Raw genomic sequence first — 11,789 nt, forward strand, 5'->3', positions numbered from 1 at the left:
CAATGCGGAGGCCGCGCTTAACGGGCTGCTGACCGACGGCATGACCATCGCCGCGGGCGGCTTCGGCCTGTGCGGAATCCCCGAGCGGCTGATCGAGGCGATCCAGGCGAGCGGCGTCAAGGACCTGACGATCGCCGCGAACAATGCCGGGATCGACAATGAGGGGCTCGGCAAGCTGCTCCGCACCCGCCAGATCCGCAAGATGATCTCCTCCTATGTCGGCGAGAATAAGGAGTTCGAGCGGCAATATCTGGCGGGCGAGCTCGAGGTCGAATTCTGCCCCCAGGGCACATTGGCAGAGCGCTGCCGTGCCGGCGGGGCGGGCATTCCGGGCTTCTACACCAAGACCGGCGTCGGCACCCAGGTCGCCGACGGCAAGGAGGTGAAGAATTTCGACGGCGAGGATTATATCCTGGAGCGCGGCATCCGCGCCGACCTCGCCATCGTCAAGGGCTGGAAGGCCGACGAGAGCGGCAACCTCGTCTTCCGCAAGACCGCCCGCAACTTCAACCAGCCGATGGCCACGGCCAGCCACATGACCGTCGCCGAGGTCGAGGAGATCGTGCCCGTGGGCAGCCTGAACCCGGACTGCATCCATCTCCCCTCGATCTACGTGAAGCGCATGATCCTCGGCGCGCCCTACGAGAAGAAGATCGAGTTCCGCACCGTGCGGCAGCGGGAGGCGGCATAATGGCCTGGACCCGCGACCAGATGGCCGCCCGCGCCGCCAAGGAGCTTCGCGACGGCTATTACGTCAATCTCGGCATCGGCATCCCGACGCTGGTCGCCAACAACATCCCGGCGGGGATGGAGGTCACTCTGCAGAGCGAGAACGGGATGCTCGGAATCGGCCCGTTTCCCTATGACGACGAGGTCGATCCGGACCTGATCAACGCCGGCAAGCAGACGATCAGCGAGCTCCCCTCGTCGAGCTATTTCGGCTCCGAGCAGAGCTTCGCGATGATCCGCGGCGGCCATATCGACCTCACCGTCCTGGGCGCGATGGAGGTGGCCGAGAATGGCGACATCGCCAATTGGATGATCCCGGGCAAGATGGTGAAGGGCATGGGCGGGGCGATGGACCTCGTCGCCGGCGTCAAGAAGATCATCGTCGTGATGGAGCATAATGCCAAGAGCGGCGACCCGAAGTTCATTCCGGCATGCACGCTGCCGCTGACGGGGAAGAACGTCGTCGACATGATCATCACCGATCTCGCCGTCTTCCAGCGGCCGGACCACCAGAGCCCGTTCCGGCTGATCGAGCTGGCGCCCGGCGTTGCCGCGGAGGAAGTACGCGGGAAGACGAGCGCAACGTATACGCAGTGACGCCACGGTCTGTGCGCCTGCGATAGAAGAACCACGTCAGCACCGGCAACCAAGCGAACGCCCTAAATCGGTCGCAGTGACGGCTGTCCCCTATATGCTGTGCACAACGGATGCATTCAAAGATAAAATGGATCAATTTCCGGAATACAGCGTAGTTAATTGACCTTTGATATGCAATAAATCGAGTTGTGCTCGATTCGCTGTTAATGATTCAAACGAGCGGCCACCTGTAACCCTGAATAAACCACCTTCACGGAGGGCTGTACGATGGCGACTGCATATATCCAGGTCTGGGTCGATACGAATGCGGTTCAAACCGGGTCGACCGCCGGTATTTACCTTGTGGACAACCGAACGGACGAACCAGGCAGTCAGCCAAGCAGCGAAGGGACTGCCACATTGACTACCGGCGTCCCGCAGGGCTCCAAGGTTTACTGGAGCATCTATAACATCGATCCAACCAGTACGTTGCCGAAGCCGAAGCTTAATGCGATCGGCAGCAGCCCCGTCTGGGGATCAGCGGGTCAGCCGGAAAACGACGGTACCGGTGTGTTCGTCGGCACCGCCGCGGCAGCAGGCACGGACAGTTACTCTATCGACCTGATCGTGACGCAAACGGGAGGGTCTCTCGTTCAATGTACCGTCAATCCGTCCATCTCGGTACAATAACCCCCCTGCTTCCCCGCTCCGCGGGCTTCCCCAAATCGAAAGGAGGCCGTCATGGCCAACACTGCAACCCTTGGCACGCGCCAGAGCCTGCTCCAACCGGATGCTTCAATCATCGTCGCCGTCGACACGGCCTACGTCAGTCAGCAGCAAGGCGTGAACATCAGCGCCGGAGTGAGCATGATGGACAATCAGGTCAGCAACGGCAGCAGCGGCGAAGGCAGCATGGAACTTAACACTGTTGTCTCGAACGGCTCGCTGATCGGGTTTGAGAGCGTTCCGATCGACCCCAGCCACGGCGACACGGTCATCATCACGGGCTTCAACGTGTCGCAGGGCAGCGTCTTTGGCTCGGCGGGCTTTCCGGAAGTGCAGCCCGCGCTCGCGAACCAGCCGGCCGGCAGCTACTGGATCGGGCAGGCTACTCAAGCCGGCGCCCAGACCTACCAGATCCAGTTGTTGGTCACGATGGGCGGCCTTCATCCCACCCAATACGTTATCAACTGGAATCCCTACCTGACGTCGAACTGATCCTTGTCTCCCGACACCCGCCGCTGTCGACGAAGGCTCGGCAGCGGCCAGTCTCTCCAAAAGGTTCAGGGCAATGACGTTTCGAACAGGGCGTAAGAGAGGTACGCCCATTCGGGTCGATCCTTCCGCGTCGATCGTCATCGCCATCGACACCGCGTTCGTCGTGGCCAATGCGGGTCAGGTGGAGAGCGGCATCTACATGTTCGACAATCAGGTGACGAACGGCAGCACCGGCGAAGCCACGATGGAACTTTGCTCAGTGGTGCCCACTGGTTCGAAGATCGGCTGGAATTCCTTGGCCATCGACCCCAGCCGGGGCGACACGGTGATTATCACGGGCTTCAATGTGTCGCAGGGCAGCATCTTTGGCTCCGCGGGATTTCCCGCGGTGCAGCCCGCGCTCCCCGACCAGCCGGCCGGCAGCTACTGGATCGGGCAGGCTACTCAAGCCGGCTCCCAGACCTATCAGATCCAGTTGCTGGTCGCCGCCGCTGGATTCAAAGGCGGACAATATTTCGTCAATTTCTCGGCCTCTGTCTCCGCTTGGTAGCGGCAGGGCAAGGCTGGCACCGCTGCGCATGTTCTCTACGTCCCGTATAAGGCGCTGGGGGGTCGCCATTGCCGTTCGGCAGCGATCCCGCTTATGGCCGGCCGTGGAAGGGGAATTGCCGATGACGCGCAGGTCAATCGCACTTGCTGTCGCGTGGCTCGCCGCGAGCGGTTTTAACGCGCCGCCCGCCGACATCGTGCTGTGGCGTCTTGATTGCGGCAGCGTCGTCGTCAGCGACCTCAACACCTTCTCCGACACTTACGCCTATACCGGCCGCACCAAGACGCTGACCGACAGCTGCTACCTGATCCGCCATGGCGGGCAGTATCTGCTTTGGGACACCGGCTTTCCAGCCGAGCTTGCCGGGCACAGCGAGACGGACGGGCCGTTCACCGCCAGCATGAAGACGACGCTTCCCGCCCAGTTGGCCCGCATCGGCGTGCGGCCGGAGCAGGTGACCTATGTCGGGATCAGCCACCGCCATGACGATCATACCGGCCAGCTTCCGCTCTTCCCGAAGGCCAGCCTGCTGATCGGCGCCGGCGATTTCGAGACGCTGAAGGAGCGCAAGTCCGACCGTATCGCGCCGTGGCTCGGCGCCGGCGGCAGGGTCGAGCGGGTGACAGGCGACCGCGACGTGTTCGGCGACGGCAGCGTCGTCATGCTCGACATGCCGGGCCATACCGAGGCCCACCACAGCCTGCTCGTGCGGCTGCCCAAGACGGGGCCGGTGCTGCTGTCGGGCGATCTCTACCATTTCACCGAGAACCGGACGAGCGGCGGGGTGCCGGGCTTCAACACCAGCCGCAGCCAGACGGTGGCGTCGATGGCGCGGTTCGAGGCGATCGCCCGCAACCTCCACGCCAAGGTGATCATCCAGCACGAGCCCGCGGACGTGGCCAAGCTCCCGCTGTTTCCGGAGGCGGCGCGATGAAGGCCTTGCTGTCGAGGGCGCCGGGAGGGCCGGAGACGCTGGTGCTGGAGGAGGTGGCGGACCCGGCACCCGGCCCGGGCCAGCTGCTCGTGCGGGTGAAGGCCTGCGCGATCAACTATCCGGACGTCCTCATCATCGAGGACAAATACCAGTTCAAGCCGCCGCGGCCCTTCGCGCCGGGCGGCGAGATCGCGGGCGTGGTCGAGGCTGTCGGGGAGGCGGTCTCGGGTTGGCGCGAAGGAGACCGGCTGATCGCGATGATCGGCCATGGCGGCCTGGCGGAGAAAGTGGTGGTCGCCGCCGCGATGGCGCTGCCGCTGCCGTCCGAGCGCAGCTTCGAGGATGGTTCGGCGCTGATCCTCACCTACGCGACATCGATCCACGCGTTGCTCGACCGCGGCCGGCTGCAGGCGGGGCAGACCCTGCTGGTGCTTGGCGCGGCGGGCGGTGTCGGGCTGGCGGCGGTCGAACTTGGCAAGGCTTATGGCGCGCGGGTCGTCGCCGCAGTCTCGTCGGATGAGAAAGCCGAGGTCGCCCGCGAGGCGGGCGCCGACGCAACCCTCGTCTATCCGCGCGGACCGTTCGACAAGGAGGGTTCGAAGGCGCTCGCCCAGCTGTTCAAGGATGCCGTAGGTCCGAACGGCGCCGACATCGTCTACGATCCGGTCGGCGGCGACTATGCCGAGCCGGCGCTGCGGGCGATCGCGTGGGAGGGGCGCTACCTCGTCGTCGGCTTCCCGGCCGGCATTCCAAAGCTGCCGCTCAACCTCACCTTGCTCAAGAGCTGCGACGTCTGCGGCGTCTTTTGGGGGGCCTTCGCCGCCCGAGACCCGAAGGCGAACGCGGCGCACATCGCCACCCTGTTCCGCCTGTGGGACGAAGGGAAGGTCGCCCCGAAAGTCAGCCGCACCTGGCCACTGGAGCAGGGCGCCGAAGCGATAGCCTGGATGGCCGCGCGCAAGGCGGTGGGGAAGCTTGTGGTGACCGTCGGCTAGTCGCCCGCCGCGCAGCTTCTGCCGTAGAGCCGCTCGATCCGGGCGGTATTCTCGGCGACCGTGCCGAGCCCTGCCTCCGCGCGAAGCGCCTCGACCCGCGCCGGATCCTCGAGCGCGGCCGGCCGGTAGTGCCCGTTCTCGCAGCGATACTGGGTCGCGTAGCGCTGGCGTCCGGCGACCTTCATCATCACCCGGTCGTAGAGAAAGGCGTAATTGCGCCGCGGCACGTCGCCGCGCGCGGCGAGCGGCGCCATCAGCTTGAGCATCCGCGCTTGGAAGGCGGGGTCATGGTCGGCGTGCTGGACGAGCAGCCACGCCGCTTCGGCCCCGGCGCCGCCGACGGTGCTGCGGGCGGGCCAGCCGGAGCGCTCGACCTCGGCGCGCAGCCAATCGGTGTTGCGCTCGTCGTGGCGGGCGGTCTCGACGGACAGCAAGGCTTCGAGGAGGGGCCGGGCGCCCGCCGACACCTGCTCGGTGACCGGTGGGCTGGGGCCATCGTCCCCCGATAGGTCTGCGGAGGCGAGGCGGAGGACCTGCTCGCCCACCACCCGCGCCGCCAGCCGCTCCCCGAGAGGCGCCGCGGCCGCCTTCCCGTCCGATACTGCCTCGACGCGATTTTGGGCGACGCTCTCGGCATTGCGGACTGCGGCGCGGTAAGCGGCGAAGGCGGGCCAGGCTTCACGCCGCGCGGCGGCAAACGCCTCCCATGTGTCGTACTGGGCGCGCACCACCAGCAGACCCTGCGCGGCGCGGCACGTCCGGTCCGTATAGGCGCCGGAGGAGAGGGCCGTCGGCTCGTAGCCGAGCGCACGCAGCTCGGTCCGGGTCGCCTCGGCCGACTTGAGAATGCACGCATCCGCATAGGCCTTGAGATCGCGCCAGGCGGTGGCCTCCGCGTCCGAGGCACCCGGAAGGGCGCCGCGGACCGGGTCGAGGCTCGCAGCCGTGGCGGCCGGTGCCGCGGCCCAGGCCAGCGCAAACCGGGGCGGCGCGGGTGGCAGTGCAGCGGCGGCGAGCAGAGCGAGGAGAACCGGCATCGGTCGAGCATCGCCGACTTCGCTTGGGCGTGTCCAGCCTGACGCTATTCGGCGGGCACTGCGTCCGTCGGCAGCGACACCTCGGCGGGCCGCCTGCGGAACGGCATCCGGCGGCCATAGGCGAGGCCTTTCCACAGCCATTCCATCGGGCCGGTCTCGTACCAGCGCATCCACAGGTTGGTGGCGACCACTTCGCCCGCGATGATGATCGCCGCGCAGGTCATTAGGCCGCCGAAGCCCCAGCGGCCGTGAAGGCCGAGCCCGAAGCCGGGGAACAGCAGCCACATCGTCAGGAACGAGGGGAAGAGGTAGGTGGTGAGCGGCATCCGCCCCGCCGCCTGGAAGGGCCAGAGCAAGGCCCGGCCCGGCCCGTTCAGCAGGAGCAGCTGGATGAGCCCAATATGGCCGAGCGTCATCGCGATGCGGGATATGTCCTGGCTGAACCACCAGATTTTCGGCTCCGGCGAGAAGAGCAGAATCTCCTGATAGCCCCAGATGCGCATCGGAATGCCGATACCGTAGCCGACGAGCAGGAGCGCGACATAGGCTGATCGTCGCGCCCTGCCCTGGAGGATGCCGAGTTCGAACAGCGCCATGCCGAGCAGCATCGTCCCCGCAATCTCGGCCAGGGTCGCGAAGAAACCGGGCGCCTGATACATCTCCGCCCAGTCGCCCCAGGCGCCGAGCGCGTAGGCGCCGAACGGGCCCATGCGGGTGGCATGGACCTTCTCGACCGCCTTCTGCTTCTCGGGGTTCTGCGCGAACGGGACGGCGTTCTTGACCGCCTTGTCCCAGGGCGCCGCGGCCTCGGCGAGTTCCTTGGCCACCGGCCGGTGGGCCGCCTTCGCCGCCGCGACCTCAGCCGCCGCATCGCGCGCCTCGGCCCGCTGGACGTAGCTGTTCACGCCGGAGCCCATGGCACCGAGCAGGAAGAGGAGGGCGAGGAGGAGCTTGGTCGGCACCTTCAAAAGCCGGAACTGGAACAGCATCAACGCCGTCATTCCATAGGGGAGGAGGATGTCGCCGCCCCACAGCAGCACCAGGGCGTTGAACAGACCGAAGACGATCAGCAGCCAGTTGCGCCGGTAATGGAGGTCGGCGATCGCCACCGGCGCGTCCGCCGTCATCGCCCGCCGAGCCATGATCATGATCCCCACGCCGAACAGGATTTCGAGCAGGCCCCGCTGGGTGCCCCACAGGCCGATCATCCAGCCGAAGGCCATGCGGTCGAAGCCGGTCCAGCTGACCAGCCGCGGATCGCCGATGGTGGGCGCGTAATAGCCCATCCAAGGGATGTTCATGAACAGGATGAAGAGGATGGCGACGCCGCGCAGGACGTCGAGCGACGCGATGCGGTCGGTGCCGCCGATCCGCTCGATCGGGTAGGTTCTGGTCTCCGTCACTGCCAACCCCCGTTTGCAATGTCTGGACGGCGCGCACTTTGCCCCGCGCGCCGGGCGAAGGCAACTGCTCGCTGGACGGGGGCGGCGCGCCTCCCTATCTCGCGGGTTCACGAGGAGCCGCACGATGACGACGTTCGACGACCGCGAAAAAGGGTTCGAGGCGAAGTTCGCCCGCGACGAGGAGATGCAGTTCCGCATCCTCGCCCGCCGCAACCGGCTGCTCGGCGCCTGGGCGGCGCGGCTGATGGGGCTGAGCGAGGCCGAGGCCGACGCTTATGCCAAGGACGTGATCCGCGCCGAGTTCGAGGAAGCGGGCGACGAGGACGTGGTCAGGAAGCTGCTCGGCGACCTCACCTCCGCCGGGGTCGAGTGCGACGAGAACCGCATCCGCGAGGCGCTCGCCCACAAGATGGTCGAGGCGCGGCGCCAGCTGATGGAATCGCAGGGCTGATCCGATGGCGATGGCGGCGGACGAGATCGAGGCGCTGATCCTGGAAGGCATCCCGGACGCGCGGGTCGAGATCACCGATCTTGCCGGCGACGGCGACCATTATGCCGCCCGCGTCGTTGCGGAGAGCTTTCGTGGGCTGCCGCGGATCCGCCAGCACCAGAAGGTCTACGAAGCGCTCGGCGGCCGCATGGGCGGCGCGCTCCACGCCTTGCAGCTCACCACCGCCACCCCAGATTAGAAGGGCCCGATCGCCGGGCGCACGAGGATTGCCATGACCGACGCCACCACCCGCATCGACGAACTCGTCCGTTCCAACGACGTCGTCCTGTTCATGAAGGGCACCGCGCTCTTCCCGCAATGCGGCTTTTCGAGCCGGGCGATTGCAATCCTCGACCATCTCGGCGTTGGCTACGAGACCGTCGACGTGCTCCAGGACGGCGAGATCCGCCAGGGCATCAAGGCCTATTCGGACTGGCCGACCATCCCCCAGCTCTACGTGAAGGGCGAGTTCGTCGGCGGCTCCGACATCATGATGGAGATGTACGAAGCCGGCGAGCTCCAGCAGCTCCTCACCGACAAGCAGGTCGCGAAGGCCGGCTGACCTTCCGGTGGAGTCGCCGCCTCAGCGTCCGACGAGGATGGCGGCGACCGGAAGCCATGCGGGGGAGTGGTAGACGAAGCTCGTCGCGATCTCGCAGAGCAAAATCGCCGGCACTCCGATCTCATAGACGCGGTGGAGCCGCCGGCGGGTGGCGTAGTCGTAGAGCGCGGCGCCGAGCAGCAGCAGGTTGGTGCCGGCGAAGGTGTTGACCAGCATTCCGACATAGCCGTCGCCGAAGCGGGCGGTGAGGGGGTCGCCCCACCAGCGCGCATAAGCTGCGCCGACGATGATGCTCGTCGCGAGCAGGATCAGGCGCTTGTGCGCGGCCGGGTCCTTGCGGCGGACGAGGCCGGCGCCGGCCAGCACGCCGAAGCCGAGCGCGTAGAAGATCGGCAGGATGAAGAAGGCGTAATTGTTCGGCGGATGGGCGACGTGGAAACGCTGCGAATAGATTTCGGCGGCGAGGGCGGTGACCGTCATCAAGGGAACGAGGCCGACGCCGATCAGGCCGAGGCTCTGGTGCACCTTCACCTGCCGCACGCGCACGAGGGCGATCTGCGCGCTCAGCAGCAGGAGCCACGCCCCGAAGGCGAAGGCGTGGACCTGGAGGATGAGCGGCGCTGGATAAGCGGCGTGGCCGGCCCAGCGCTTGGCGACGGCGGGCGAGAAGCCCATCACGACGCCGAGCCAGCAGGCGGCGAGGAACAGCAGGAAGAAGGTCCGGTCGCGCTTGTGGTGGGCGACGAAGCGCTTCCGCTTCGGCAGGGCCCAGGCGCCACCCGCACGCCGCTCCTCAGCTACGCTCATCGCGATTCCCCCTCCGCTCGCGGCTGCATATCGGAACGGCTCCGAAATGTCCCGCGTGCAAAAAAGAAGCGGCTCTCGTTGGGGCGAGAGCCGCTTCTGTTGCTTTGGGGGTGGGCGGCGCGACCAGAAAAGCAGCCGGCCCACCCCCTGAAGCGTTGTGGACGCAGAGAGAGATACAGGAGCCGTGCCAGAGCGTGCCAGTGGCGGATTTCCGCGGCTTGCGATGGTGCACGCAAATTAACCTCTCTCCCCCCGTGTAAAGCGCGCCGACACCCCTTGGGAGGAGCGCCGGAGACATTCATCCGCCGTTCACCCGCGCAATGATTACATCTGTAGTCAATAAGGGAGGACGTGCCGTGGAGCGCATCGCCGAGGGCGAATACGCCGTCATGGAAGTGCTGTGGGAGACGGCGCCGCTCACCGCAGCCGAGGTCGCCGAGCGCGTGCCGACGGAGCGGGGCTGGAGCCTCGCCACCGTCAAGACCATGCTGTCGCGGCTGCTCGGCAAGGGCCTGCTCGCGCATGAGCAGGACGGCCGCCGCTACCTCTACCGCCCCGCCGTGGCCCGCGACGCCTATGTCGCCGCCGAATCCGGGCGGCTGATCGACCGCATGTTCGGCGGCCGCCTGACGCCGCTGGTGGCCCAGCTTGCCGCGAGCGACAGGTTGAGCGCCGAGGATATCGCCGAGATCGAGGCCATCCTGAAGGAGCTGAAGTCGTGAGCGCCTGGCTCGGCGGCACCTTCCTCGCCGTCACCGCGGCGATGCTGCTGGTGCTGGCGCTCCGCGGCCTCGTCGCACGGCTGTTCGGCGCAGGCTGGGCTTACGCCTTGTGGCTGATCCCCGCGGCGCGGCTGGTGCTGCCGCCGCTCGGGCTGGTGAGCCTCGACCTTATCCGTTCACCCGCCGGTTTCATCCCGCCGGCGGGCGGAGTGACCGCGCTTCCGCCGGCTTCGGCCGGGCCAGGGCAGTGGATCCCGTTCATGCTCGCATCATGGGCCGGGGGCGCGGTCATATTCCTCATCCTGCAATGGCTCGGCTACCGCGCCTTTTTGCGCCGCCTCGCCGGGGATGCACGGCCTGCGCGGCCGCCTTTCTACGAGGGCATCGCCACCTTCGTCAGCCGTGTCGTCGAGGGGCCGGTGGCGCTCGGGCTGGTGCGGCGCCTCATCGTCGTCCCCACCGATTTCAGCCGCCGCTACAGCCCCGCCGAGCGGCGCCTCGCGATGGAGCATGAGCGTACCCACCACGTCCGCGGCGACCTGTGGTGGAACGTCGCGGCGCTGCTGGTGCTGGCGGCCAACTGGTTCAACCCTATCGCATGGATCGCCTTCCGCGCCTTTCGCGCCGACCAGGAACTGGCCTGCGACGCCGCCGTCGCCGCCCGCGCCAGCGCCGGCGAGCGCTGCGACTATGCCCGCGCCTTGGTGAAGGCCGCGACGGCGCCCGGCCTCGTCGCCGCCTGCCCGATGAGCGACGTGCGCGGCCTGAAGCGCCGGCTGAAGATGGTCGCCCGCCACCGCGCCAGCCCGCTGCGCAGCGCGGGAGGCTTTGCCGCGGCTTTGCTCATCGGCCTCGCCGGCTTCGCAATCGGCGGCAGCCGTGCGCCCAATGCCGCACCGGCCGCGCCGCGCCTGGCATTACGCGCCGTGGCGGCGCCCGCTCCCAAGCCGGCCCCTGTCCCGCAGGCGCGTCGCCACGCCAAGGTCTCGGTAGAAGCGGCTCCCGAGGCCGCCACCCCGGCTCCGCAACCGGCCGAGCCGGAGGCGGTGCGCCTTGCCGAGGCGGATGCGCCGCCTGCGCCCGAAACCTTTGTCGCGCCCGAATCCGCCCTCGCGCCGCAGCCGCCGGTGATCCGCGTCGTCCACGCGACCCGGTTCGTCTATCGCAGCGGCCATGTCGATCCGGCGCGCGCCGCGCAGATCGAGCGGGCGATCGCCCTCGCAATCGCCCGCAGCGGCAGCGGGGGCGAGACGATCCAGCTGGCCGACGCCGACGGCGCGCTGCACCAGACAATGATCTTCCGCGTCCATTTCAGAAAACCAGAAGGGGAGAATGACCAATGAAGATGCTTTGCCTGACCGGCGCCGCGCTCGCCGCCGCTTTGGCCCTCGCACCGGCCGCCTCGGCCCAGGACGCGCCCGAGAGGAAGAGCGAGAAGATCGTCATCATCGAGCGCGCCGGCGACCATGCCGGCGAGCATGGCGACGCGGCCGCGGTGCATCGCTTCCGGCTCGAGGACGGCGCCGATCTCAACGGCAATTGCGCGGGCACCAAGGACGAAGTCGACCAGACCAGCGCCGACGGCCGCCAGCGCACCCGTATCCTCGTCTGCGGCAACACGCAGCTCTCGTCCGCCGAGCGGGTCGAGAAGCTGGAACATGTGCTGAGCCGCCTCGAAGCCCGCGACGACCTCAGCGCCGAGCAGAAGGCGAAGGTGACCGCGGCCCTGCGCGAGGTGATCGAAAAGGCCCGCAGCGGGCAGTAAT

16 protein-coding genes are annotated in these 11,789 nt (G+C 67.5%); 13 read left to right on the plus strand and 3 right to left on the minus strand.

Annotation, left to right across the window (positions count from 1 at the left end; all coding sequences use genetic code 11):
• The 7 genes from VGC56_RS17300 to VGC56_RS17330 form a co-directional block, all read left to right on the plus strand.
• Positions 1-691 (plus strand): CoA transferase subunit A (locus tag VGC56_RS17300; RefSeq protein WP_464126896.1); only part of this gene is annotated, 691 nt, incomplete at its 5' end.
• Positions 691-1,326, plus strand: a complete 636-nt coding sequence (locus VGC56_RS17305) for a CoA transferase subunit B (RefSeq protein ID WP_464126897.1) — start codon at positions 691-693, stop codon at positions 1,324-1,326. The genes VGC56_RS17300 and VGC56_RS17305, both read left to right, overlap by 1 nt.
• A 267-nt stretch (positions 1,327-1,593) precedes the next feature.
• Positions 1,594-1,995 (plus strand): hypothetical protein, encoded by a 402-nt coding sequence (locus VGC56_RS17310; protein WP_464126898.1) that lies wholly within the window; start codon positions 1,594-1,596, stop codon positions 1,993-1,995.
• Between the two features lie 51 nt (positions 1,996-2,046).
• Entirely contained in the window at positions 2,047-2,523 is a 477-nt protein-coding gene (locus VGC56_RS17315) for a hypothetical protein (protein WP_464126901.1), read from the plus strand.
• A gap of 73 nt (positions 2,524-2,596) precedes the next feature.
• A complete protein-coding gene (locus VGC56_RS17320) occupies positions 2,597-3,073 on the plus strand; it encodes a hypothetical protein (protein ID WP_464126902.1) in 477 nt (158 codons plus the stop codon).
• A gap of 121 nt (positions 3,074-3,194) precedes the next feature.
• Positions 3,195-4,007, plus strand: coding sequence for an N-acyl homoserine lactonase family protein (locus VGC56_RS17325; protein WP_464126905.1), 813 nt, complete (start codon positions 3,195-3,197; stop codon positions 4,005-4,007).
• A complete protein-coding gene (locus VGC56_RS17330) occupies positions 4,004-5,002 on the plus strand; it encodes an NADPH:quinone oxidoreductase family protein (protein ID WP_464126906.1) in 999 nt (332 codons plus the stop codon). The genes VGC56_RS17325 and VGC56_RS17330 overlap by 4 nt, the downstream gene beginning before the upstream one ends.
• On the opposite strand, the gene VGC56_RS17335 is transcribed toward VGC56_RS17330, so the two are convergent.
• Together VGC56_RS17335 and VGC56_RS17340 are read right to left on the minus strand one after the other, a co-directional pair.
• Complete coding sequence (locus VGC56_RS17335) at positions 4,999-6,039, minus strand: DUF6624 domain-containing protein (RefSeq protein WP_464126907.1); 1,041 nt, start codon at positions 6,037-6,039, stop codon at positions 4,999-5,001. The two genes, VGC56_RS17330 and VGC56_RS17335, sit on opposite strands and share 4 nt — an antisense overlap.
• Before the next feature lie 44 nt (positions 6,040-6,083).
• On the minus strand, positions 6,084-7,442 hold the full coding sequence (locus VGC56_RS17340; RefSeq protein ID WP_464126909.1) for a DUF418 domain-containing protein: 1,359 nt from the start codon (positions 7,440-7,442) through the stop codon (positions 6,084-6,086).
• 124 nt (positions 7,443-7,566) lie between these two features.
• Between VGC56_RS17340 and VGC56_RS17345 the strand changes: the two genes are divergently transcribed.
• The 3 genes from VGC56_RS17345 to grxD are packed head-to-tail and all read left to right on the plus strand — an operon-like array spanning position 7,567 to position 8,494.
• Entirely contained in the window at positions 7,567-7,893 is a 327-nt protein-coding gene (locus VGC56_RS17345; RefSeq protein ID WP_464126911.1) for a DUF1476 domain-containing protein, read from the plus strand.
• Between the two features lie 4 nt (positions 7,894-7,897).
• The gene (locus VGC56_RS17350) at positions 7,898-8,131 is read left to right on the plus strand and encodes a BolA family protein (RefSeq protein ID WP_464126913.1); all 234 of its coding nucleotides are present in this window, start codon (positions 7,898-7,900) and stop codon (positions 8,129-8,131) included.
• Between the two features lie 33 nt (positions 8,132-8,164).
• Entirely contained in the window at positions 8,165-8,494 is a 330-nt protein-coding gene (grxD, locus tag VGC56_RS17355) for a Grx4 family monothiol glutaredoxin (RefSeq protein WP_464126915.1), read from the plus strand.
• A 21-nt stretch (positions 8,495-8,515) separates the two neighbouring features.
• On the opposite strand, the gene VGC56_RS17360 is transcribed toward grxD, so the two are convergent.
• Positions 8,516-9,301 (minus strand): hypothetical protein, encoded by a 786-nt coding sequence (locus VGC56_RS17360; RefSeq protein WP_464126916.1) that lies wholly within the window; start codon positions 9,299-9,301, stop codon positions 8,516-8,518.
• 320 nt (positions 9,302-9,621) lie between these two features.
• Between VGC56_RS17360 and VGC56_RS17365 the strand changes: the two genes are divergently transcribed.
• The 3 genes from VGC56_RS17365 to VGC56_RS17375 are packed head-to-tail and all read left to right on the plus strand — an operon-like array spanning position 9,622 to position 11,788.
• Positions 9,622-10,023, plus strand: a complete 402-nt coding sequence (locus VGC56_RS17365; RefSeq protein WP_464126917.1) for a BlaI/MecI/CopY family transcriptional regulator — start codon at positions 9,622-9,624, stop codon at positions 10,021-10,023.
• A complete protein-coding gene (locus VGC56_RS17370; RefSeq protein WP_464126919.1) occupies positions 10,020-11,366 on the plus strand; it encodes a M56 family metallopeptidase in 1,347 nt (448 codons plus the stop codon). Before VGC56_RS17365 ends, VGC56_RS17370 begins: the two co-directional genes overlap by 4 nt.
• A complete protein-coding gene (locus VGC56_RS17375; RefSeq protein WP_464126921.1) occupies positions 11,363-11,788 on the plus strand; it encodes a hypothetical protein in 426 nt (141 codons plus the stop codon). The genes VGC56_RS17370 and VGC56_RS17375 overlap by 4 nt, the downstream gene beginning before the upstream one ends.
• Position 11,789: the final 1 nt, after the last annotated feature.

This window comes from Allosphingosinicella sp. (assembly GCF_036403745.1).
Classification (GTDB): domain Bacteria; phylum Pseudomonadota; class Alphaproteobacteria; order Sphingomonadales; family Sphingomonadaceae; genus Allosphingosinicella.

Excerpts from the sequence above, each read along its gene's own strand:
- VGC56_RS17305 (WP_464126897.1), top strand. The coding sequence starts at position 691 with ATGGCCTGGACCCGCGACCAGATGGCCGCCCGCGCCGCCAAGGAGCTT.
- VGC56_RS17310 (WP_464126898.1), top strand. The coding sequence starts at position 1,594 with ATGGCGACTGCATATATCCAGGTCTGGGTCGATACGAATGCGGTTCAA.
- VGC56_RS17315 (WP_464126901.1), top strand. The coding sequence starts at position 2,047 with ATGGCCAACACTGCAACCCTTGGCACGCGCCAGAGCCTGCTCCAACCG.
- VGC56_RS17320 (WP_464126902.1), top strand. The coding sequence starts at position 2,597 with ATGACGTTTCGAACAGGGCGTAAGAGAGGTACGCCCATTCGGGTCGAT.
- VGC56_RS17325 (WP_464126905.1), top strand. The coding sequence starts at position 3,195 with ATGACGCGCAGGTCAATCGCACTTGCTGTCGCGTGGCTCGCCGCGAGC.
- VGC56_RS17330 (WP_464126906.1), top strand. The coding sequence starts at position 4,004 with ATGAAGGCCTTGCTGTCGAGGGCGCCGGGAGGGCCGGAGACGCTGGTG.
- VGC56_RS17335 (WP_464126907.1), bottom strand. The coding sequence starts at position 6,039 with ATGCCGGTTCTCCTCGCTCTGCTCGCCGCCGCTGCACTGCCACCCGCG.
- VGC56_RS17345 (WP_464126911.1), top strand. The coding sequence starts at position 7,567 with ATGACGACGTTCGACGACCGCGAAAAAGGGTTCGAGGCGAAGTTCGCC.
- VGC56_RS17350 (WP_464126913.1), top strand. The coding sequence starts at position 7,898 with ATGGCGATGGCGGCGGACGAGATCGAGGCGCTGATCCTGGAAGGCATC.
- grxD (WP_464126915.1), top strand. The coding sequence starts at position 8,165 with ATGACCGACGCCACCACCCGCATCGACGAACTCGTCCGTTCCAACGAC.
- VGC56_RS17360 (WP_464126916.1), bottom strand. The coding sequence starts at position 9,301 with ATGAGCGTAGCTGAGGAGCGGCGTGCGGGTGGCGCCTGGGCCCTGCCG.
- VGC56_RS17365 (WP_464126917.1), top strand. The coding sequence starts at position 9,622 with ATGATTACATCTGTAGTCAATAAGGGAGGACGTGCCGTGGAGCGCATC.
- VGC56_RS17375 (WP_464126921.1), top strand. The coding sequence starts at position 11,363 with ATGAAGATGCTTTGCCTGACCGGCGCCGCGCTCGCCGCCGCTTTGGCC.